Genomic DNA, 21,399 nt, shown 5'->3' with positions numbered 1-21,399 from the left:
GGTACGAAAGCAGGGTGAACGTCTCCGACCTGATCTCCGCCCTGCTGTCGGCCTTCTCCGACCGGCGCCCGGACTGCCAGGGCAGCAGTTCCTGCGAGTTCCTGTACCGGCTCACCGGCTCCGCCTGGTTCGCCGAGAGCAGCTACTGGATCCTGCTGAAGCCGCTGCGGGTCGCGTTGATCCTGTTGATCGCGGTGGCCGCCCGCTGGGCGCTGCACCGGACCATCAACCGGCTTGTGCGGACCACCACCCAGGGCGCGGTGCCGACCATGCTCCGCCCGCTGCGGGAACGCATCCCCAGCGCCACGCTCGACCCGGACCATTTCGTGCCGGAGCGGCGGCGGCAGCGGGCCGAGGCGATCGGGTCGGTGCTGCGCAGCATGGTCACCGCGTTCGTCTTCGGCATCGCGCTGCTGATGGTGCTCAAGGAGTTCAGCTTCGACCTGGCCCCGCTGCTGGCCAGCGCGGGCATCGCCGGCGTGGCGCTCGGCTTCGGCGCGCAGAGCCTGGTCAAGGACCTGATCGCCGGCCTGTTCATGTTGATAGAGGACCAGTACGGCGTCGGCGACACCGTCGACCTGGGCGAGGCCACCGGCGTGGTCGAGGCGGTGGGGCTGCGGGTCACCACCGTCCGGGACGGCCGCGGCGTGCTCTGGTACATCCGCAACGGCGAGATCGTCCGCGTCGGGAACAAGAGCCAGGGCTGGGCGCTCGTCGTGGTCGACCTGCCGATCGGGTTCGCCGGCACGGAGGAGGCCACCGCCGTGCTGCGTACCGCGGCGGCGTCCGTGGCGCTGGACCCGGAGCTGGCGCCGAGCATCGTGGAGCAGCCGGAGGTCCTGGGCGTCGAGCAGATGACGGTCGACGGCGCGGTGATCCGTACCGTGGTGAAGACGACCGCGGACGGGCAGTTCGCGGTCGGCCGCGAGCTGCGCCGACGCCTCGCGGAGGCGTTGGAGAACTCGGGGATCGTCGCGCAGATCGCGGCCGCCCGGCTGTTCCCCGGCCTGCCGGTCCAGCCGCCGGCGCCGCCCGCCGCCGAGGGTACGGGTACCGGCGGACCCACCTGAGCCGCCGGACGAGCCGGACTATTTTCCGGGGTTCCGCACCGCGCGGCCCCTCGGGTATCGTCCGTTCGTTCAGTCGGAGATGCGACGATCAATCCGTTCGCCCTAGCCAGTTGTCAGACGATCGGGCAGAATCCGGTGCACACGCTCCACCGGGGGGCGTGCTCGTGTCCTCGCTGATCGGTTGATCTGACGACGGTTCCCGGTCGGGCCATCACAAGTGGTCGACCAGGAACGATGGAGGCGACGGTGTCCGACGCGCGACCCGCCCGGGAGGGCCCGGCCACCTTCCGGGACGTCTTCGGTCAGTCGGAGTTCCGCGCCATCTTCGCCGCCAACACCCTTTCCTGGGTGGGTGACTACCTGGCCCGCGCCGCGGTCACCGTGCTCGTGCTGCGCGAGACCGATTCGGTCGCGCTCTCCGCCGCCGCGTTCGCCGCCAGCTACCTTCCCTGGCTGATCGGCGGCCCGCTGCTCTCCGCGCTCGCCGAGCGGCACCACTACCGGCGCGTCATGGTGGTCTGCGATCTCCTCCGGATGGCGCTGATGGCGCTGGTCGCGATGCCCTGGATGCCGACCTGGTCGGTCTTCGCGCTGATCTTCCTGGCCACGCTCGCGAACCCGCCGAGTCAGGCGGCGCGGTCGGCGCTGATGCCGCACATCCTGACCGGGGACCGGCTGGTCGTGGGCCTGTCCGCGTTCACCAGCGCCGGCCAGGCCGCCCAGGTGGTCGGCTACCTGATCGGCGCCACGGTGGCGGCGCTCAACCCGAACACCGCGCTGCTCGTCAACGCCGTCACCTTCGCCGTGTCGGCCGCGATAGTCCGCTTCGGCGTACGCGAGCGACCACCGGCGATGACCGAGGTGCACCGCAGCCACCTGCTGCGGGAGACCGTCCAGGGCTTCCAGATCGTCTTCGAGCGGCCGGTGCTGCGCGCCATCGCGGTGCTGGTGTTCAGTGCGATGCTCTTCTCGATCGTCCCCGAGGGACTGGCCGCGGGGTGGGCCGCCGACCGGACCGACGGCCGGATGGACGCCGGCACCGCGCAAGGGCTGATCATGGCCGCCGTCCCGGTCGGATACATCCTCGGCGGGCTGACCATCAGCCGGCTGGTCGGCCCGGACCGGCGGCTCACGCTGATGCGACCGTTAATGATCATCGCGCCGGCGACGCTCGTACCCGCGCTGTTCAATCCGCCGCCGGCGGTGGTGGCGCTGCTGGCCGCCGGGTGCGGCTTCGCCGTCGCCGGGCTCGTCCCGGTCGCCAACGGCCTGTTCGTGCAGGCGCTGCCGGACGGGTTCCGGGCCCGGGCGTTCGGCGTCATGGCCAGCGGCACACAGATCATCCAGGGCGCCGCGGTGCTGGCCACGGGCGCGCTCGCCGAGCGCTTCTCGGTCCCGTCGGTGGTCGGCGTGTGGAGCGCCGCCGGTGTGCTGATCATGACCGGGGCGGCACTCGCCTGGCCCCGGCCGCAGGTGATCCACGAAGCCATCGCGACGGCCCGCGCCGAGTCGCCGGCCGGTACCGGACCCGCGCACGCGCACTCGCGCGGCCCCGCGTCGGGTGACCGGAACCACGAGCACGGCCGGCGCCGGCACGCGGTGACGTGATCAGCGCCGCCCCGCGGGCGGGCGCGGGCGCCGGGCCGCACCTGGCAGGATGGAAGCGTGACTTCCCCAGGCGAGTCGATGACCCTCTTCGAGGCGATCGGCGGTGAACCGGCCTTCCGCAAGCTGGTGGACGAGTTCTACGCCGGTGTCGCCGACGACCCGCTGCTGCGGCCGATGTACCCGGAGGAGGACCTGGGCCCGGCGGCGGACCGGCTGACCCTGTTCCTCATCCAGTACTGGGGTGGCCCGCACACCTACTCGGAGCAGCGCGGCCACCCGCGGCTGCGGATGCGGCACGCGCCGTACCGGATCGGCGCGGCCGAGCGGGACGCCTGGCTGCTGCACATGCGCCGGGCGGTGGACACGCTCGACCTGCCGCCGCAGCTCGCCGCCGCGCTCTGGGACTACCTGGAGCGGGCCGCCTACTTCATGGTGAACGTGATGGAGGATCCGGCCGCCGGCTGAGCCGGCTCAGAGCAGGGCGCCCTCGTCGTGCAGCCAGTCGACGAACGTGACGGCGACCGCGGCGCCGCAGTCGAGCATCTCGACGAGCAGCGCGTCGTGGGCGCCGGCACCGAGCGGGACCTGCAACTCGGCGTAGATCGGGAGCTGACCGCGTTCGGTCGGGTCACCGATGTACGCCTTGCAGAAGCGCCGGGTGTGGTTCCACTCGTTCACCACGCGGTAGGCCCGGTCGGCCCAGTCCGGCGGGACCGTCGCGTGCGGACGGGCCCGCATCACCAGGATCTCGTCCTCCGGGCCCTCCAGCGCGACGAGCACGGCGTGCCGCTCCCACATGGCCAGCAGGTTGCCGTCGCCGTCGGCCAGATAGCGGACGTCGAGCAGGTCGAGCGCGTCGCAGACCCGGCTCAGGGTGACCGGCGCGACGGTGGCCGGCATGTCCGCGAGGACCGGCCGCTCGGGTGGCACCACGTCGTCCCCCGGCTGGCGAGGGGTCGGTGGGCCGACCCGGATGGTGTCATCCAATGTGGTCCCGCTTCGAGTCTCCGGCTCCCCGCCAGCGGCGGGACCAGGGCGCCATGACCACCACGGCATCGCTCGCGCACCTCACTCCCCAGCGGATCCGGACGCCTACGGTGCGTTGGATCCGAGGATGGACGGTACCCGGACAGACGGCGTGAGGCATCCCCCCAACGACCGCCCCAAACCGGAAGGACGACGCGGGATCATCCGTTCGGATGACCTGGCGTCGGCCTGAGTGCAAGATCAGCGACGGTACGCGACCAGGCCGCCCCGAACGGTCCGACGAGTCCGACCCATCGACCAGCCGTCCGCACCTGAACGTCGTCCGCGCCGGCGCCGAGGAAACCCATCCGGACCACGGCCTGCACCAGCCGCTGCGACACCTCCACCGGTGTGCGCGGCGCCTCGTCCGGGGTCACCACCACGGCGACGTGGTCCAGCAGAGCGTCCCGCAGCACCCGCTGCCCGACCGCGCGGCCCGCCACGCCGTGCGTGGCCGCCTCGCGCAGCGTCCCGGCCGCCGCCTCCGCGATCCGGCGCAGCTCGGCCCCGGGCAACACCTCCACCGCCCGGCTCGCGGCGGGTGGGAGCTGCCACCGCCAGCCGTCGTCCCGGCGTACCGGAAGCGCCCCGCCCCCGGCGGAGAGTTCGGCCAGCAGCTCCCCCGCCGCGACCGTGGCGTCCCCGGCAGCGGCGCCCGGCACGGTACGGACCACGAGCACGCCCCACGGCAGACGCGCCCAGAGGGCGGTGCGGCCCGCACCCGGCACCGGCCGCAGCCGGACCAGGGTGGCCGGGTCGAACCGGACCAGCCGGGCCAGGAAGGCCCCGGCGTCCGCCGTCCCGGTCAACCCGTGCCCGGTCATCCGCTCAGCCCCGGCGCGTAGCGGAGCAGGAACGCCCGCTCCTCCGGCGAGATCCGGCGCGGGCGCTGCGCCGTCAGGTCGAACGGCACCAGCAACGACCGGGCGGTGCCGGCAAGCGTGTCGCCGTCGTACAGCTCGTACGCGACCGAGAAGGAGGCGGCCTTGATCTGGTCCACCCACAGCTCGATCCGTACCGTCGGGGCGGCCTCGGCGCTGGCCCGGCCGAGCGCGTAGTCCACCGGGCGCAGGTAGTCGACCTCGTGCCGGCGGATGACCACACCGTCGGCGAACGAGCCCACTCCCCACGCCCGGCCGCCGGCGAACATCATCGCCACCCGGGCCTCCTCGTAGAGCGTGAGGAAGCGGGCGTTGTTGACGTGGCCGTACGCGTCGAGGTCGGACCAGCGCAGCGCGCAGTGGTAGACGAACCGGTCAGACAAGGGTCAGCACCGGTCAGTCACGGGTGAGCTTGCGGTAGGTCACCCGGTGCGGCCGGGCCGCCTCGGCGCCGAGACGGTCGACCTTGTTCTTCTCGTACGCCTCGAAGTTGCCCTCGAACCAGAACCACTTGGCCGGGTTCTGGTCGTCGCCCTCCCAGGCCAGGATGTGCGTGGCGACCCGGTCCAGGAACATCCGGTCGTGGGAGATCACCACGGCGCAGCCGGGGAACTCCAGCAGCGCGTTCTCCAGGCTGGACAGCGTCTCCACGTCCAGGTCGTTCGTCGGCTCGTCGAGCAGGATCACGTTGCCGCCGATCTTCAGCGTCAGCGCCAGGTTGAGCCGGTTGCGCTCGCCGCCGGAGAGCACCTTGGTCGGCTTCTGCTGGTCCGGCCCCTTGAAGCCGAACGCGGCGATGTACGCCCGGGACGGCATCTCGACCTTGCCCACCATGAGGTGGTCGAGTCCGTCGGAGACGACCTCCCATACGGTCTTGTCGCCGTCCAGGCCCTGCCGGTTCTGGTCGACGTACGACAGCGAGACGGTCTCGCCGACCCGGACCGAGCCGTTGGTCGGCTGCTCCAGCCCGACGATGGTTTTGAACAGCGTGGTCTTGCCGACACCGTTCGGGCCGATGATGCCGACGATGCCGTTGCGGGGCAGCGAGAACGACAGGTTGTCGATCAGCACCCGGTCACCGAACGCCTTGGTGAGGTTCTGCGCCTCGATGACCGTGTTGCCCAGACGCGGGCCCGGCGGGATCTGGATCTCCTCGAAGTCCAGCTTCCGGGTCTTCTCCGCCTCGGCGGCCATCTCGTCGTAGCGGTCCAGGCGGGCCTTGGACTTGGTCTGCCGCGCCTTGGCGTTCGAGCGGACCCACTCCAGTTCCTCGGAGAGGCGCTTCTTCATCTTGGCGTCGCGGCGGCCCTCGACGGAGAGCCGGGCGGCCTTCTTCTCCAGGTAGGTGGAGTAGTTGCCCTCGTACGGGTAGGCCCGGCCGCGGTCCAGCTCCAGGATCCAGTTGGCAACGTTGTCCAGGAAGTACCGGTCGTGGGTGATCGCCAGGACGGTGCCGGCATACTTGGCCAGGTGCTGCTCCAGCCACTGCACGCTCTCCGCGTCCAGGTGGTTGGTGGGCTCGTCGAGCAGCAGCAGGTCCGGCGCCTCCAGCAGCAGCTTGCACAGCGCCACCCGGCGACGCTCACCACCGGAGAGCGTGGTGACGTCGGCGTCCGGCGGCGGGCAGCGCAGCGCGTCCATGGCGAGTTCGAGCTTGGAGTCGATGTCCCACGCGTCGGCGGCGTCCAGATCCTCCTGGAGCTTGCCCATCTCCTCCATCAGCTCGTCGGAGTAGTCGGTGGCCATCTGCTCGGCGATGGCGTTGAACCGCTCCAGCTTGGCCTTGGTCGCGGCGACCGCCTCCTCGACGTTGCCGAGGACCGTCTTCTCCTCGTTGAGCGGCGGCTCCTGCGCGAGCATGCCGACGGAGTAGCCGGGCATGAGCCGGGCCTCGCCGTTGCTCGGCCGGTCCAGCCCTGCCATGATCTTGAGGAGGCTGGACTTACCGGCGCCGTTCGGACCGACCACCCCGATCTTGACACCCGGCAGGAAGTTCAGCGTCACGTTGTCGAGCACGACCTTGTCGCCGTGCGCCTTGCGCGCCTTGTCCAGGACGTAGATGAACTGGGCCACGGTGCGGGCTACCTCCGTCGGTTGCGATCGCGGGCTTGTCGAGTGCGGGGCGCGGGCGCCGTCTGCGCCTGCCGCCGCCGGCCGGGAGCCGGCCGCGCGCACGCCGCCGTCAATCCTGACAGGTACGGACCGCCACGCCCACATCACCCCACCCAGGGGTACGGCGGCGAGCCTCGTTGCCGGCACCGGTACTACTCATTGCCGTCGACAGTATGACCAAGAAAATCGCCGTCAGCGTCCCCGACGACGTGGCCGAACGACTGGCCCAGGAGCCGAACGTCTCCGCGTTCGTCACCGAGAGCGTGCGGCAGCGGATGGCGGGCGAGCGCACCCGGCACACGCTCCGGCAGGTCGGCTTCCGGCTGTCCGACGGCGGGCTCGCCGACGCGGGCCACGCGCTCGACGAGGCCCAGGCGAAGATCACCCCGGAACTGCGCGCCCGGGCCGCCGCGTTGCTGAGCGAGTCGTCACGTGGACGGCTGACCCGTGACTGACGCCGGGTTGGTGCTCGACACCGCCTGCCTGCTGGCCTACTCGGACGGCACCGAGGCGGTCGGGGAGCATGTTCCTCGGCGGCCGGTCGCGCACGCTCCTGAGCATGGACCTCGCCCAGGTGGCGCTGGAGGCCGCACGGGCCACCACGCCGATCATGAGCGACCGGCGGGAACTGCTCGGTGAGGTGCTGCCCAAGGAGTGGCCGATCATCGACCTCTGAACCACGGGTGTCGACAAGATCACGCGGTGGGTTCGGCGGTTCTGGGACGGGTAGGTAACTCCGGCACGGGGGATCAGACGCCGCAGCTACGCTCAGTACGCTCATCGCGGTGGACCCGTCAGTACCCGGAGGTGGCCGATCGTGACCGTCCGTAGCTCCTTTGTCGTAGTGGCCAACCGCCTGCCGGTCGACGAGGTGAGCACACCCGAGGGGCGGCAGTGGCGGCGCAGCCCCGGCGGGCTGGTGACCGCGCTGCACCCGGTGCTGGCCGAGCACCAGGGCACCTGGGTCGGGTGGGCCGGCGGCACCGGCGCCGCGCCCGAGCCGTTCGACCTGGAGGGCATCCGCCTGCACCCGGTGCCGCTGAGCGCCGAGGAGCTGGAGCGCTACTACGAGGGCCAGTCGAACGCGACGATCTGGCCGCTCTACCACGACGCGGTGGAGACGCCCGCCTACAAGCGGCGCTGGCGCGAGGCGTACCGGCTGGTGAACGCCCGGTTCGCGGAGGCCGCCGCCGACGTGGCCGCCGAGGGCGCGACCGTGTGGGTCCAGGACTACCAGCTCCAGCTCGTGCCGGCGATGCTCCGCGAGCTGCGGCCGGACCTGCGGATCGGCTTCTTCCTGCACATCCCGTTCCCGCCGATCGAGCTGTTCATGCAGATGCCGTTCCGCACCGAGATCCTGCGTGGACTGCTCGGCGCGGACCTGGTCGGCTTCCAGCAGCGGCTCGCGGCGCAGAACTTCGTACGCCTGGCCCGGCACCTGCTCGGCCTGCGCTACGAGGGCCAGATGATCCAGGTCGACGGTCGGCAGGTGAAGGCGGGCGCGTTCCCCATCTCGATCGACACCAAGGAGATGGAGCGGCTGGCCGAGGATCCGGCGATCCAGGCCCGCGCCAAGCAGATCCGCGAGGAGCTGGGCAACCCGAAGACGATCATCCTGGGCGTCGACCGGCTCGACTACACAAAGGGCATCGAACTTCGCCTGAAGGCCTTCCGGGAACTCCTTGCTGACGGAAAGTTGACAGTTCCCGACGCGGTTATGGTGCAGGTCGCCACGCCCAGCCGCGAGCGTGTGGAGCACTACCAGGCACTTCGGGTGAAGGTGGAACGCGAAGTAGGCCGGATCAATGGTGAATTCGGCCGGGTCGGCGTGCCTGCAGTGCATTATCTGCATCAGTCGTACAGTCGCTCCGAACTGGCCGCGATGTACGTCGCGGCCGACGTGATGATGGTGACCCCGCTGCGAGACGGAATGAATCTGGTGGCCAAGGAGTACGTCGCATCGCGCGCCGACCAGGGCGGCGCGCTCGTGCTCAGTGAGTTCGCCGGCGCCGCCACCGAGCTGCGCCAGGCGTTTTTGTGTAATCCGCACGACCCGGACGCGGTGAAGGACGCGTTGCTGCGGGCCGTGCATGTAGAGAAGCCCGAAGCCCGCCGCCGGATGCGCGTCATGCAACGCCATCTGCGCAGCCACGACGTGGGCCACTGGGCCAAGTCGTTCCTCAGCGAGCTCGGCGTCCCCGATACGGAGGCTGCGTGACCCCGCCCGCCCCCGCCGCCGTTCACGGCGGCGTGCTGGATCCCGAACTGCGCGCCGCCATCGGCCGCATCGCCCGGGTTCCGCAACTCCTGGTCGCCTGCGACTACGACGGCACGCTGGCGCCGATCGTCGAGGACCCCAGCAAGGCCGTGCCGCTGCCCGAGTCGGTGGCGGCCGTACGCGCGCTCGCCGCGCTGCCGCAGACGAGCGTCGCCGTCGTCTCCGGCCGCGCGCTGCGCGACCTGGCCACACTCTCCCGGCTGCCCAGCGAGGTGCACCTCGTCGGCAGCCACGGCTCGGAGTTCGACATCGGCTTCGTCGAGCGGCTCACGCCCGAGCTGATCGCGGTCCGGCACCGGCTCCGTGAGGCGCTGCGCGAGATCGCCGCGGAGCACCCGGGCATCCGCCTGGAACGCAAGCCGGCCAGCGTGGCCGTGCACACCCGCGGCGTCGACCCGCACGTCGCCGCCCGGGCCGTCGAGGCGGTCCGCAACGGCCCCGCGACCTGGGAGGGCGTGACCGTCACCCAGGGCAAGGAGGTCATCGAGCTGTCGGTGGTCGTGACCAACAAGGGCACCGCCGTCGACCAGCTCCGCACCCAGCTCGCCGCGAGCGCGGTGCTGTTCATCGGCGACGACGTCACCGACGAGAACGCCTTCGGCAACCTGACCGGGCCGGACGTCGGCATCAAGATCGGTCCCGGGGAGACCCGGGCCGACTACCGGGTGGCCGAGCCGATCGAGGCGGCCCGCGCGCTGGGGCTGCTGCTGGAGACGCGGCGGCACTGGCTGTTCGGCGAGCGGGCGGTGCCGATCGAGCGGCACTCGATGCTCGCGAACGGCCGTACGGTCGCGCTCGTCACACCGGAAGCCAAGATCACCTGGCTGTGCCACCCGAAGCCGGACTCCGCGGCGATCTTCGCCGACCTGGTCGGCGGCAGCCCGGCCGGGCACTTCACCGTCGGCCCGGAGCGGGGCGGCATCCCGCTGGGCCAGCGGTACCGCAGCAACACGATGACCGTCGAGACCCGCTGGTCCGGCCTCACCGTGACGGACTGGCTCGACCTGCCGGTCCGCGAGACCACGCCGGACGACCCGGCCGTGGTCAGCGGCGACTCGACACTGGTCCGGGTGCTCAGCGGCACCGGTCGGGCCCGGGTCGAGTTCGCGCCGCGCCCCGAGTTCGGCCAGGTGGCAGTGCAGCTCCAGCCGCTCGACGACGGCCTGCTGGTGCTCGGCTCCAACGAGCCGGTCGCGCTGCACTCCCCCGGCGTCGAGTGGGAGGTCACAAACGACGCCGGGTACGAGACCGCGAAGGCGGTGGTCGACCTGTCGGCGGCCGGCGGCCAGGTGGTGCTGGAGCTGCGCTTCGGCACGCAGAGCCTGGAGCCGCACCGCCTGCCGCTGCACGAGCGGCAGGCCGCCGCCGAGCAGCCCTGGAAGGACTGGGTGGCCTCGCTGCGGCTGCCCGCCACCGCCCGGGACCTGGTCGCCCGCAGCGCGCTGACGCTGCGCGGCCTCTGCCACGAGCCGACCGGCTCGATCCTCGCCGCGGCCACCACGTCGCTGCCGGAGGAGCTGGGCGGTGTCCGCAACTGGGACTACCGCTACTGCTGGCTGCGGGACGCCGCGATGACCGCACGCGCCCTCGTCGACCTCGGCTCGACCGAGGAGGCAGAAGGGCTGCTGCGCTGGATCGACGGGGTGGTCGAGCGCACCGGCGGGCACCCGGAGCGGCTGCACCCGCTCTACACGGTGGACGGCTTCGAGCTGGGCGCCGAGGCGGTCATCGACACGCTGCCCGGCTACGCCGGCTCCCGGCCGGTACGGGTCGGCAACCTCGCCAACCACCAGCTTCAGCTCGACGTCTTCGGCCCGGTCGCGGACCTGATCGCGGCCGTGGCCGACGCCCGGGGCTCGATCCGCGACGACGAGTGGCGGGTGCTGGAGAACATGGTCGAGGCGGTACGCCGCCGCTGGCACGAGCCCGACCACGGCATCTGGGAGGCCCGCCTCCCCCCGCGGCATCACGTCTTCTCCAAGGTCATGCTCTGGATGACAGTGGACCGGGCGCTGCACGTGGTACGCCGGCACGGCGGCGAGGACCGGCCCGAGTGGGTCGACCTGCGCGACCGGATCGCCTCGAACGTGCTGGAGCACGGCTGGCACCCGGAGGCCGAGGCGTACAGCGTCGCCTACGGCTACGAGGAGATGGACGCCTCGTCGCTGTGGATCGGCATCTCCGGGCTGCTCGCCGGCGACGACCCGCGCTTCCTCTCCACAGTGCTCAAGATCGAGGCGGAGCTGCGCAGCGGCCCGGTCGTCTACCGGTACCACTGGGACGACGGCCTGCCCGGCCGGGAGGGCGGCTTCCACATCTGCACGTCGTGGCTGATCGAGGCGTACCTGCGCACCGGCCGCCGCAGCGATGCCGAGGAGCTGTTCACCCAGATGGTCGACACAGCCGGGCCGACCGGGTTGCTGCCGGAGCAGTACGACCCGCTGGCCGAGCGCGGGCTGGGCAACCACCCGCAGGCGTACAGCCACCTCGGCCTGATCCGCTGCGCCCTGCTGCTGGACAACATGCTCAAGCAGTAACGCCCGTACGAAGGCGGCGGCGGGGACCTTCCGGGCCCCGCCGCCGCCTTCGTTCCGTCCCCGCCCCGCCCCGCCCCGCCCCGCCCCGCCCTCGGCGATCTTGCACTTGCTGCCCCGACAAATGGGCCGTAACGGGCACGTGGCGGGCGCCAAGTGCAAGATCGACGCAATCAGGCGGGGGGCGTCGGCGAGGGCCTCGGGGTCAGGGCGTGGGGGTGAGGGTGTGGACCACGTCGCCTACGACCACGATCGCGGGTGGGCGCAGGGCGGCGGCCTCCACGTCGGCGGCGACCGTGCCCAGCGTGGAGCGCAGCGTGCGCTGGGCGGCTGTGGTGCCCTCCTGGATCACCGCGGCGGGGGTCTCCGCCGGCTTGCCGTGCGCGATCAGGGTGGCGCTGATCGCGGCGAGGTTCTTCAGGCCCATCAGGATCACGAGCGTGCCGCGCAGCCCGGCCAGGGCGTCCCAGCGCACCAGCGACGCGGGCGCGTCGGGCGCGAGGTGCCCGGACACCACTGTGAACTCGTGCGCCACACCCCGGTGGGTCACCGGCACGCCGGCCACCTCGGGCACCGCGATCGCGCTCGTCACACCCGGCACCACGGTCACCGGCACGCCCGCCTCGGCACAGGCCAGCAGCTCCTCGCCGCCGCGGCCGAAGACGTACGGGTCGCCGCCCTTGAGCCGTACCACCACCTTGCCGGCCCGGGCCCGGTCCACCAGGATCCGGTTGATCTCCTCCTGGGCACGCGACGGCCCGTACGGGATCTTCGAGGCGTCGACGAGTTCGACGTCCGGGCGCAGCTCGTCCAGGAGCAGGCCGGGCACGAGCCGGTCGGCGACGACCACCTCGGCCTCGGTGAGCAGCCGCCACCCCTTCACGGTGATCAGCTCCGGGTCGCCCGGTCCGGCGCCGACGAGCGCGACGCGCCCCCCGGCGGCGCCTCCCGCCTCGGGGGACGGCGCGAAGCCGGGGGCCGTCCGCGCGCCCAGCAGATCCCGCACGGCGTCGCGGACGCCCATCGCGCGGCGCGGGTCGCCGCCGCCGAGGACCGCCACGGTGACCGGGCCGTGCCGGGTCACCGCCGGAGTCCACGCGCTGGCCGCCGTCCGGTCGTCGGCGCGGACGCAGAAGATTCGCCGCTCGGCCGCTGCCGCGCTGACGGCAGCGGCGGCGGCCCGGTCGTCCACAGCCACCTGGACCAGCCACGCGCCGTCCAGGTCGCCCGGGGCGAACCGGCGCGGCTCCCAGTGCAGCCGCCCGGCGTCGACGTGCGCGCGCAGCGCCGGGGTCAGTTCGGGCGACACCAGCAGCACGTCCGCGCCGGCGTCGAGCAGCGCGGGCACCCGCCGGGTGGCGACCGCTCCCCCGCCCACGACGACCACGCGCCGCCCGCCCAGCCGCAACCCCAGGGGGTACGGGCTCGGCGGCGTCGGCCCGGTCACTTCTCCGCCACCCCGGCGGAGTCGAACGTCGCCACCTCGTGCAGTACCCGGACCGCGCCGGTGACCACCGGCAGGGCGAGCAGAGCCCCGGTGCCCTCGCCGAGCCGCAGTCCCAGGTCGATCAGCGGCTCCAGGCCGAGGTGCCGCAGCGCCGCCGTGGCGCCCGGCTCGGCGCTGCGGTGCCCGGCGACCATGGCGCCCACCGCGTCCGGCGCGAACGCGGCGGCGGCGAGCGCGGCGCTCACCGCGATCACGCCGTCGAGCAGCACCGGCACCCGCCGGGCGGCGGCGCCGAGGATCAGGCCGGCCAGCGCGGCGTGCTCCAGCCCGCCGACGGCCGCCAGCACGCCCAGCGGGTCGGCCGGGTCGGGCTCGTGCCGGGCCAGCGCGGCCCGCACCACAGACACCTTGCGGGCGTACGTCTCGTCGTCGACCCCGGTGCCCCGGCCGGTGGCCGCCTCCGCGTCCACGCGCGCGAACGCGGCGATGAGCGTGGCGGACGGGGTGGTGTTGCCGATGCCCATGTCGCCGGTGAGCAGGATGCCCGCCCCGGCGTCGATCAGCTCACCGGCGACCCGGATGCCGGTCTCGACGGCCGCGCGGGCCTCGTCCCGCGTCAGCGCGGCGGTGACCGTCATGTCGCGGGTGCCGGGGCGGACGTTCGCGGCCACCAGGCGCGGCCCGGCCGGATCGGCGGATTCCTCGGAGTCGGCGCCGGGGATCGGGGTGGCCACGCCGACGTCCACCACCGTGACCGAGGCGCCGGCCTGACGGGCGAACGCGTTGACCACCGCGCCGCCGGCCAGGAAGTTGGCGATCATCTGGGCGGTGACCTCCTGCGGCCACGGGGTCACGCCCTGGGCGTGCACGCCGTGGTCACCGGCGAAGATCGCCACCGCGGCCGGCTCGGGCAGCGGCGGCGGGCAGGCGCCGGCCAGCCCGGCGAGGCGTACCGAGAGCGGCTCCAGGGCGCCGAGCGAGCCGGCGGGCTTGGTCAGCCGTCCCTGCAACTCGCGGGCCGCCGCCATGGCGGCCTCGTCGAGCGGCTGGATCGCCGCGACTGTGGACTCCAGCATCATGCCTCCAGGATCCGTGCCAGCGTCTCGATGAACGCGTCTGTGGTGCCCCGGTCGCGTACGGCGATCCGGAGCCAGTCCGGGCCGAGCCCGGGAAACGTGTCGCCCCGGCGTACCGCCCAGCCGTGCGCGCGCAGCCGCTCGCGTACGCCGGCGGCGCCGGCCACGTGGATCAGGACGAAGGCGGCGGCCGGGCGGCCCGCCACGCGTACCCCCGGCAGGCCGGACAGGCGGGCCACCAGGTGGTCGCGGTCGGCGGCGAGGTCGGCGGCGATGGCGCGTTCGGCCGCGACGGCGGCCGGCGCGGCGCAGGCGGTGGCGGCGGCGAGCGCCGGGGTGGAGACCGCCCAGAGCGGCTGCGCGGCGGCGAACCGGGTCAGCAGCGCGGCGTCGCCGAGCAGGTAACCGATCCGCAGCCCGGCCAGGCCCCACGTCTTGGTGAGGCTGCGCACCACCACGAGGCCGGGCAGGTCGCGGCGAGCGGCGAGGGACTCGGGCTCGCCGTCGACGCCGGGCGCGGCGGTGGTGTCGGCGAACGCCTCGTCGACCACGAGCACCCGGCCGGGACGGGCCAGCGCGGCGATCGTGTCCGCCGGGTGCAGGACCGAGGTCGGGTTCGTGGGGTTGCCGATCATGACCAGGTCGGCGTCGTCCGGGACCCGGGCCGGGTCCAGGCGGAAGCCGTCGGCCGGGTCGAGCAGCACCCGGTCCACCCGGTGCCCGGCGGCGCGCAGCGCGGCCTCCGGCTCGGTGAACTGCGGGTGCACCACAACGGGGTGGCGGGCGCCGGACAGCGCGCGGGCGATCAGGACGAAACCCTCGGCGGCGCCGGCGGTGAGGAGTACCTCTTCCGGGGGTCGCCCGTGCCGGTGAGCGACTGCGGCGCGGGCCGGTGCCGGGTCGGGGTACGCGGCCAGGTCGCCCAGCGCGGCGGTGATCGGGTCGGCCAGCCAGTCCGGCATCGGGGCGCGGCGCACGTTGACCGCCAGGTCCACCAGGCCGGGGGTGGCCTCGGCGTCCCCGTGGTGGCCCAGGTCGGGCTCGTCGAGCGCGGCGGCGCTCCCGGTCGGTGCTGCGGGCATGTCCGCGATCCTGCCGGGTAGCCGCCGCCCGGGACAGCGCATCCCGGCGTGGGTCGCGTCACGGTCCGCCGGTTTATGAGTTCTTCTCATTTCCGAATCGGAAATGTCATAGCTTGACCCCGTGAGCAGTCGTCCCCTTGCTTCCGCTGGCCGTCTCGTTCCCCTTCTCCGCGCCGGGCTGATCGCCGGCATCGTGGTCGCCGCCGCCCTGTACCCGCTGGTCGCCGTCACCGGCATCGGGGCCAAGGCCACCGCGCACGCGATCGAACAGAAGACGAGCATCCTCAAGACCGCGCTGCCGGCCGAGACCTCGTACGTCTACGCGCCGGACGGCAAGACGGTGCTGACGATGTTCTACGAGGAGTACCGGCAGTACACCAAGGTCGAGAACATGTCGCCGAACATCCAGCAGGCGATCGTCGCCGCCGAGGACAACCGCTTCTACCAGCACCACGGCGTCGACCCGAAGGGCGTGGCGCGTGCTTTCGTCTCCAACGCCCGGTCCGGCGGCGTCTCCCAGGGCGCCTCGACGATCACCATGCAGTACGTGCGGATGGCGCTGCGGGACAGCGCGACCACGCCCAAGGAGGTCCAGGAGGCGACCCAGCAGACCAGCCTGCGCAAGGTCAAGGAGATGCGCATGGCGCTGGACATCGAGAAGCATCTGAGCAAGGAACAGATCCTGGAGCGCTACCTCAACTCGGCCTACTTCGGTCACCGCGCGTACGGGATCTACGCGGCCTCGCAGATCTTCTTCTCCAAGACACCGGCCACGCTCACCCCGGTCGAGGCGGCCACGCTGGCCGGGCTGGTGAAGTCGCCGTCGGAGTACGACCCGATCACCTCGGACCAGAAGGACGCCACCGGCCGGCGCAACTACGTGCTGGACAACATGACCCGCCTCGGCTACCTGTCACCTGACGCCGCCGCTGCGGCGAAGGGCCAGCCGATCAAGCTGAAGCTGACCGACCCGCCGAACGACTGCGCCGCGATCGACGGCGGGCACCGCAGCTGGGGCTTCTACTGCGACTACCTGAAGAACTGGTGGAGCTCGCAGCCCGCGTTCGGCGAGAACCGGCTGGAACGGATGGACAAGCTACGCCGCGGCGGCTACCGGATCGTGCTCGCGCTCGACCCGAAGACCCAGGCGGCGGCGGAGAAGAACGTCGGCGCCAAGGACAACACCGGCAGCCCGTTCGCCAACGGGATCGTGGTCGCCGAGCCCGGCACCGGGCGGATCAAGGCGATGGCGGTGAACCGGAACTACTCGCTCGACCTGGCCGAGAACCCGAACAGCTCGAACCCGGAGGCCGGCCCGAAGGTCAAGGCGAACTATCCGAACACCGTGGCGCCGCTGCTCGGCGGCGGGACCCTCCCGGGCTACCAGGCCGGTTCGACGTTCAAGATGTTCCCGATGCTCGCCGCGCTCAACGCCGGGATGCCGCTGTCCACCGCGTACGACTCCCCGTACACGTACAAGTCGGCCGTCTACGACGGGTGGGCGCCGTCGAACGCCAGCGGCGCGATGACCGGCCGGCAGACCATGTGGTCCGGGTTCGGCAAGTCGGTGAACACATACTTCGTCCAGCTGGAGGAGAAGATCGGCGCGGACACCGGGGTGCGCCTGGCCGAGCAGTTGGGGCTGCGCTGGCGTACCGACGTGGACAAGGAGCAGGCGTCGCCGGGGAAGGCGAAGAAGTGGGGCGCGTTCACGCTCGGCGTCTCCGACGCCACCCCGCTGGAGATGGCGAACGCGTACGCCGCCATCGCCGCCGACGGGCGCTACTGCGAGGCCATCCCGGTCAACGCGATCATGAACCGGGACGGCACGCCCGCCACGTACACGACGGCGGGCGGGGTGCAGCGGGAGGTGGCCAAGCCGCGGTGCCGGCAGGTGGTGAACGCCGACGCAGCCCGCGCCGCCACCGACGCGGCCCGCTGCCCGACCGGCGACACCCCGGCCAAGGGGAGTTGCGGCGGCTGGTCGACCGCCGACAGCGTGCGGGGTACGGTCGGCCGCCCGGTCGCCGGCAAGACGGGCACGACCGACAGCACCCGGTCGGCGTGGTTCGTCGGCTACACGCCGGAGCTGGCGGCGGCGAGCTTCATCGCCGACCCGGACAATCCGTTCAACGCGGTGGGCGACGGGCAGTCGCAGATCCCGGTGAACGCGGTGGCGCAGACCTTGCGGGATTCGCTGAAGGGCCAGCCCACCCGCCAGTTCACCCCACCCTCGGACCAGATAGTCGGCTGACCCCCTGATCCGCCCGGGGGTGCGCCCGGGTAGTTGATCAAGGAGTTTGCGTCAGGGATCGCCCGATCCGCCGACGCGAACTCCTTGATCGACGTTCGGAGGCGGGTGGGCGCAGGGGGCGCAGGGCGGTCAGCGGAGGTCGGCGGCGACGAAGGACCACAGCTCCAGGTCGACCCGGGCGCCCCTGACGAAACCGGCGTTGCGCAGCAGGCCCTCGTAGCTGAAGCCGGCCTTCTCGGCGACCCGCCGGGACGCCACGTTGCCGGCCGCCACCCGCAGCTCCACCCGCTGGAACCCGTGCTCCAGGATCAGCGCGATGGCCACCGCGTCCACCGCCTCGACCGCCAGGCCGTAGCCCCGGGCGTGCGGCGCGATCGCGTACGACAGCTCGGTGAGCCGGGCACCCCAGTCGGTACGGCGGGCCCAGAGCGAGCCGACCACCCGCTGGTCCTCCCGGCGGACCACCGCCCAGTGGTCTCCGTCGCCGCTGTCGCGCCGCTGCCGGGCCAGCTCGGTGCACCACGCCCGCCCGTCGATCTGCCCGGACGCCTCGGCCAGCGGCAGCCAGCGCTGCGTCTGCCGGTCGGCGAACACCTCGTCCACCGCCTCCGCGTCGGCGGCGACGAGGTGCCGGACCTCGATGCGCGGGGTGGAGACGGTGAGCGCCGGGAACCGGCGTACCGCCACCTGCCCGATCACGCCGACGCCCCCACCGGCGCCAGCGCGGCGGCGGCCAGCCGGGCCGCGATGTCCGGGTGGGCGGCCCAGTGCGGCACGAGCTGCGAGGCGTGCACCGCCTGCCGGACGAAGCCCTCCGGGTTGCCACCCTCCCAGCGCCAGGCCGGCCGGTCACCGGCGCGCGGAGTGAGCACGGCGGCGTGCTGCTTGTGCCCGGTCACCGTGGCGCCGGCCGCTGCCACCACGCTGTCGGTGACCGCCGTGGCCGTGCGGTAGCCGACCACCAGGCCGTCCCTGATCGTGCCGACCGCGTCGAGCACCCCGCACATGGGCAGGCCGTCCAGCTCCCGGGCCAGCCAGAGCAGGCCGGCCCCCTCGGCGATCACCGGGCGGCCCGAGCGGGCCAGCTCGGCCACCGCGATGCAGAGGCGGCGGTTGGCGGAGAGCTGCTCCGCGTACGTCTCGGGCAGCCCGCCGCCGATGACGAGCGCGCGGGCCCCGGCGGGCAGCGCCTCGTCGCGCAGCGGATCGAACGTGACCACCTCGGCGCCGGCGGCGCGCAGCAGCTCGGCGGTCTCGGGATGGCTGTAGGCGCCGGCCGGTCCGCCGGCGAGCGCCACCACCGGCCGCTCCCCCGACGGCTGCGGGGCGTCGGCCGGCTCCGGCGACCACGGCTCGACGGCGAGCGCCGGGGCGGAGCGGGCCAGCGCCAGCAGCCGGTCGAGGTCGACGGTGGCCGCCACCGCCTCACCGAGCCGGCGTACGCCGCGTTCGGCGTCGGCGTCGGCGCGCACCACGGGACCGGTGCCGAACCGGCGGGCGGGCAGCACCGGAGGCAGCTCGTGCCGGCGCAGCGCCCCGTAGACCGGCACGCCCACGTCGTCGAGCGCCTCGCGCAGCAGCGCCTCGTGCCGGGGCGAGGCCACCCGGTTGAGGATCACGCCGCCCAGCCACAGCTCGTCGTCGTACGCCCGGAAGCCGTGCACCAGCGCGGCGACCGACTGGCCCATCGCGGCCACGTCCACCACGAGCACCACCGGGCTGCGCAGCGCCGTGGCGACGGCCGCCGTGGACTCGCTCTCCGGTCGTCCGGCGACCGAGTCGTAGAGGCCCATCGTGCCCTGCACCAGCGCGAACCCGGCGCCGGCCGCGCCGTACGCGAAGAGGGGGGCGATGCGCTCCGGGCCGACCAGTCTCGGGTCCAGCGTGCGCCCGGCGCGCCCGGCGGCGAGCCCCAGATACGCCGCGTCCACCTGGTCCGGCCCGACCTTGAACCCGGCCACCGGAATCTCCCGGTCGGTGAGCGCCGCGAGCAGGCCGAGGGAGACGGCGCCGGTGCCGTGACCCGAAGAGGGCGCGCTCAGCACGACGCGCGGCACGTCGGTCATCATCGACTCCTGATGTGGGTGGTTTCCGCCCGCGTGACCATACCCGCCCGGCCCGGCGCGCGAGAGCCGCGCACACCGCCGTTTCTGCCTGGCAGCGACGAGTGGCATCGCTCATACGGGTAGCCTTGGCCAACGTGTACCGGTTCCTGCTGACCCCGCGCTGGCTCGGCTACCTCGCGCTCACGCTCGTCGCCGCCACGGTGATGGTGTTCCTGGGCAACTGGCAGCTGGACCGCTACCGGGGCCGCACGGCCGTCAACGAGCGCATCGACGCCGGAGCCACCATGACGCCCGCGCCGCTGCGCGACGCGCTCCCCGCGCCCAGCGGCGGCGACGTCGGTCCCGCGCCGTCCGAGGAGCTCACCTGGAGCCGGGTCACCGCCACCGGCCGGTACGACAGCACGAACACCGTCCTGGTCCGCGGCCGGACCGTCGACCGGACGGTCGGCTTCGAGGTGCTCACCCCGCTGGTGCTGGCCGACGGCACCGCGGTGCTCGTCGACCGGGGCTGGATCCCGCCCGTGCCGGGTGCCGGCGCGACAGTCCAGCCGCAGGTGCCGGCGGCGCCGACCGGCGAGGTGACCGTCACCGGCCGGGTGGTCGGCAGCGAGAGCGGCGGCGGCGCGGTCAGCCGGCGCGACGGCAAGCTGGAGGCCCGGCGCATCGACATCCCGCGCCTGGCCCAACAGCTCCCCTACCCGGTGACCGGCGGCTACGTGCTGCTCGACGGGCAGACGCCGGCCGCCGACCCGGCCTTCCAGGCGGTCCAGATCGGGCACACGAACAACTGGCAGAACTTCGGCTACGTCTGGCAGTGGTGGATCTTCGCGGTGATGAGCCTGTTCGGCTACGGCTGGGTGGCACGCCGGGAGGCCCGCCGCCGCGCCGGGCTGGACTCCCCGGGTGAGCCGGTGGACCGCGCCGCCGAACCGGCCGCCCCCACCTCCGCCTGAGCGAGCCTCACCGGGCACGGCCCGCCTCGTCGATCCTCCGCACAGGTGCCCGTTACTCGCGGTAGCCGCCGTCGGCGAACGACTGCTCGCGACCGATATGCCTCAGAGGCATATTTATGCCTCTGAGGCATATCCGTTCTGAGCGACGAAGTCCGCGCAGGGGCTGGCCCCGGATCCGGCGGCCACACCGGGCGGCGGGGACGTTGTAGGGTCCGCGGATGATCGTCAATCGTAGGGGTCGCGGTGACCTCTGACGCCACGACGCCCCCGGCCGCCGAGCCGCCCGCGTACGACCCGTGGTCGGCCATGCCGTCGGCCGTCGCGCCGCCCACCGAGCAGTTCCCGGTGATCGCCGCGCCGGAGGCACCCGTCACCCCCGCGCCCACCGCGCCGTTCCCCGCCCCACCGGCGGCCCCGCCGCACTCCGCGCCGCCGTTCTCCGCCCCGCCGTTCTCCGCCCCGCCGGCCACCGCGCAGTTCCCGGCCGCGCCGCCGTTCTCGGCCGCGCCGCCGTTCTCGGCACCGCCCGCGCAGTTCTCCGCGCCACCTGCGCAGTTCTCCGCGCCGCCGATGCCGCCGGCCGGGGCGGTCGCGCCGTTCCACGGGCCGGCGGGCGCGCCCGGGCCGTACCCGCAGGCCGGGCCGGTGCCACCCGCGCAGTCTGCGGTGGCGGTGCAGATCGCCGAGATCATGGTGACGCCGCCGGTCATCCGCACCCCGGCCGGTGTCCTGCCGCTCGCCGGCGCGTCCTGGTACGTGACCGACTACTGGCAGAAGGAGGAGAAGATCGCCCCGTGGGCCGTCGTCGCCGCGATCCTCGGCTTCTTCTGCCTGACCGTGTTCAGCCTCCTGTTCCTGCTGATCAAGGAGACGCGGCACTACGGCACCGTGCAGGTGACGGTGAGCAGCGGCGGGCACCAGTACGTGGCGCGGATCCCGGTGACCGACCAGTTCCAGGTGCATCAGCTCAACAACCAGGTCAACTACGCCCGGTCGTTGTCGGCCGGCTGAG

The 21,399-nt window shown here is 73.1% G+C and carries 18 protein-coding genes; 9 read left to right on the top strand and 9 right to left on the bottom strand.

What is annotated here, in order from left to right; genetic code table 11:
- The first annotated feature begins 41 nt into the window (after nucleotides 1–41).
- The 3 genes from GA0070562_RS17860 (at nucleotide 42) to GA0070562_RS17850 (ending at nucleotide 3,143) form a co-directional block, all read left to right on the top strand.
- Complete coding sequence (locus GA0070562_RS17860) at nucleotides 42–1,070, top strand: mechanosensitive ion channel family protein (protein WP_244254053.1); 1,029 nt, start codon at nucleotides 42–44, stop codon at nucleotides 1,068–1,070.
- 234 nt (nucleotides 1,071–1,304) lie between these two features.
- Nucleotides 1,305–2,678, top strand: a complete 1,374-nt coding sequence (locus GA0070562_RS17855; protein WP_175438779.1) for an MFS transporter — start codon at nucleotides 1,305–1,307, stop codon at nucleotides 2,676–2,678.
- A gap of 78 nt (nucleotides 2,679–2,756) precedes the next feature.
- Entirely contained in the window at nucleotides 2,757–3,143 is a 387-nt protein-coding gene (locus GA0070562_RS17850; protein ID WP_091423077.1) for a globin, read from the top strand.
- Nucleotides 3,144–3,149: 6 nt separating this feature from the next.
- On the opposite strand, the gene GA0070562_RS17845 is transcribed toward GA0070562_RS17850, so the two are convergent.
- The 4 genes from GA0070562_RS17845 to ettA form a co-directional block, all read right to left on the bottom strand.
- On the bottom strand, nucleotides 3,150–3,734 hold the full coding sequence (locus tag GA0070562_RS17845) for a type III secretion system chaperone family protein (RefSeq protein WP_091423074.1): 585 nt from the start codon (nucleotides 3,732–3,734) through the stop codon (nucleotides 3,150–3,152).
- A 131-nt stretch (nucleotides 3,735–3,865) separates the two neighbouring features.
- On the bottom strand, nucleotides 3,866–4,528 hold the full coding sequence (locus tag GA0070562_RS17840; protein WP_091423072.1) for a DUF8185 domain-containing protein: 663 nt from the start codon (nucleotides 4,526–4,528) through the stop codon (nucleotides 3,866–3,868).
- Entirely contained in the window at nucleotides 4,525–4,968 is a 444-nt protein-coding gene (locus GA0070562_RS17835) for an acyl-CoA thioesterase (RefSeq protein ID WP_091423069.1), read from the bottom strand. The genes GA0070562_RS17840 and GA0070562_RS17835 overlap by 4 nt, the downstream gene beginning before the upstream one ends.
- 13 nt (nucleotides 4,969–4,981) lie before the next feature.
- On the bottom strand, nucleotides 4,982–6,658 hold the full coding sequence (gene ettA / locus GA0070562_RS17830; RefSeq protein WP_091423066.1) for an energy-dependent translational throttle protein EttA: 1,677 nt from the start codon (nucleotides 6,656–6,658) through the stop codon (nucleotides 4,982–4,984).
- A 212-nt stretch (nucleotides 6,659–6,870) separates the two neighbouring features.
- Between ettA and GA0070562_RS17825 the strand changes: the two genes are divergently transcribed.
- The 3 genes from GA0070562_RS17825 (at nucleotide 6,871) to otsB (ending at nucleotide 11,512) form a co-directional block, all read left to right on the top strand.
- The gene (locus GA0070562_RS17825; RefSeq protein ID WP_091423064.1) at nucleotides 6,871–7,152 is read left to right on the top strand and encodes a hypothetical protein; all 282 of its coding nucleotides are present in this window, start codon (nucleotides 6,871–6,873) and stop codon (nucleotides 7,150–7,152) included.
- 362 nt (nucleotides 7,153–7,514) lie between these two features.
- Nucleotides 7,515–8,915 (top strand): alpha,alpha-trehalose-phosphate synthase (UDP-forming), encoded by a 1,401-nt coding sequence (locus tag GA0070562_RS17820; protein WP_013288079.1) that lies wholly within the window; start codon nucleotides 7,515–7,517, stop codon nucleotides 8,913–8,915.
- Nucleotides 8,912–11,512, top strand: coding sequence for a trehalose-phosphatase (gene otsB, locus GA0070562_RS17815; protein ID WP_091423061.1), 2,601 nt, complete (start codon nucleotides 8,912–8,914; stop codon nucleotides 11,510–11,512). Before GA0070562_RS17820 ends, otsB begins: the two co-directional genes overlap by 4 nt.
- Nucleotides 11,513–11,714: 202 nt before the next feature.
- Here otsB and cobA read toward each other — a convergent pair whose 3' ends face one another.
- Genes cobA through cobC form a run of 3 tightly spaced genes read right to left on the bottom strand, consistent with a single transcriptional unit; the run spans nucleotide 11,715 to nucleotide 15,114 of the window.
- Entirely contained in the window at nucleotides 11,715–12,956 is a 1,242-nt protein-coding gene (gene cobA, locus GA0070562_RS17810) for a uroporphyrinogen-III C-methyltransferase (RefSeq protein WP_091423059.1), read from the bottom strand.
- Nucleotides 12,953–14,032, bottom strand: coding sequence for a nicotinate-nucleotide--dimethylbenzimidazole phosphoribosyltransferase (cobT, locus tag GA0070562_RS17805; RefSeq protein WP_091423342.1), 1,080 nt, complete (start codon nucleotides 14,030–14,032; stop codon nucleotides 12,953–12,955). Before cobT ends, cobA begins: the two co-directional genes overlap by 4 nt.
- The gene (cobC, locus tag GA0070562_RS17800) at nucleotides 14,032–15,114 is read right to left on the bottom strand and encodes an Rv2231c family histidinol phosphate aminotransferase CobC (protein ID WP_091423055.1); all 1,083 of its coding nucleotides are present in this window, start codon (nucleotides 15,112–15,114) and stop codon (nucleotides 14,032–14,034) included. The genes cobT and cobC overlap by 1 nt, the downstream gene beginning before the upstream one ends.
- A 121-nt stretch (nucleotides 15,115–15,235) precedes the next feature.
- Here cobC and GA0070562_RS17795 point away from each other — a divergent pair, with 121 nt between their 5' ends.
- Entirely contained in the window at nucleotides 15,236–17,368 is a 2,133-nt protein-coding gene (locus tag GA0070562_RS17795; RefSeq protein WP_091423053.1) for a transglycosylase domain-containing protein, read from the top strand.
- Between the two features lie 129 nt (nucleotides 17,369–17,497).
- Here GA0070562_RS17795 and GA0070562_RS17790 read toward each other — a convergent pair whose 3' ends face one another.
- Nucleotides 17,498–18,067 (bottom strand): GNAT family N-acetyltransferase, encoded by a 570-nt coding sequence (locus tag GA0070562_RS17790; protein ID WP_091423050.1) that lies wholly within the window; start codon nucleotides 18,065–18,067, stop codon nucleotides 17,498–17,500.
- Nucleotides 18,064–19,434, bottom strand: coding sequence for a cobyrinic acid a,c-diamide synthase CobB (locus GA0070562_RS17785; RefSeq protein ID WP_091423338.1), 1,371 nt, complete (start codon nucleotides 19,432–19,434; stop codon nucleotides 18,064–18,066). Before GA0070562_RS17785 ends, GA0070562_RS17790 begins: the two co-directional genes overlap by 4 nt.
- Before the next feature lie 134 nt (nucleotides 19,435–19,568).
- Here GA0070562_RS17785 and GA0070562_RS17780 point away from each other — a divergent pair, with 134 nt between their 5' ends.
- Both GA0070562_RS17780 and GA0070562_RS17775 read left to right on the top strand, forming a co-directional pair.
- Nucleotides 19,569–20,387 (top strand): SURF1 family cytochrome oxidase biogenesis protein, encoded by an 819-nt coding sequence (locus GA0070562_RS17780; RefSeq protein WP_091423048.1) that lies wholly within the window; start codon nucleotides 19,569–19,571, stop codon nucleotides 20,385–20,387.
- A 243-nt stretch (nucleotides 20,388–20,630) separates the two neighbouring features.
- Nucleotides 20,631–21,398, top strand: a complete 768-nt coding sequence (locus tag GA0070562_RS17775) for a hypothetical protein (protein ID WP_091423045.1) — start codon at nucleotides 20,631–20,633, stop codon at nucleotides 21,396–21,398.
- The last annotated feature ends 1 nt before the right edge of the window (nucleotide 21,399 follow it).

It is taken from the genome of Micromonospora tulbaghiae, assembly GCF_900091605.1.
GTDB lineage: Bacteria > Actinomycetota > Actinomycetes > Mycobacteriales > Micromonosporaceae > Micromonospora > Micromonospora tulbaghiae.
Note: the sequence above shows the minus strand (reverse complement) of the source record. Positions and strands in the feature narration are given on the sequence as shown.

Coding starts and splice junctions, on each gene's coding strand:
- GA0070562_RS17785 (WP_091423338.1), bottom strand. CDS start 19,434: ATGACCGACGTGCCGCGCGTCGTGCTGAGCGCGCCCTCTTCGGGTCAC.
- GA0070562_RS17840 (WP_091423072.1), bottom strand. CDS start 4,528: ATGACCGGGCACGGGTTGACCGGGACGGCGGACGCCGGGGCCTTCCTG.
- GA0070562_RS17850 (WP_091423077.1), top strand. CDS start 2,757: ATGACCCTCTTCGAGGCGATCGGCGGTGAACCGGCCTTCCGCAAGCTG.
- cobT (WP_091423342.1), bottom strand. CDS start 14,032: ATGCTGGAGTCCACAGTCGCGGCGATCCAGCCGCTCGACGAGGCCGCC.
- cobC (WP_091423055.1), bottom strand. CDS start 15,114: ATGCCCGCAGCACCGACCGGGAGCGCCGCCGCGCTCGACGAGCCCGAC.
- GA0070562_RS17855 (WP_175438779.1), top strand. CDS start 1,305: ATGGAGGCGACGGTGTCCGACGCGCGACCCGCCCGGGAGGGCCCGGCC.
- GA0070562_RS17845 (WP_091423074.1), bottom strand. CDS start 3,734: ATGCCGTGGTGGTCATGGCGCCCTGGTCCCGCCGCTGGCGGGGAGCCG.
- GA0070562_RS17825 (WP_091423064.1), top strand. CDS start 6,871: ATGACCAAGAAAATCGCCGTCAGCGTCCCCGACGACGTGGCCGAACGA.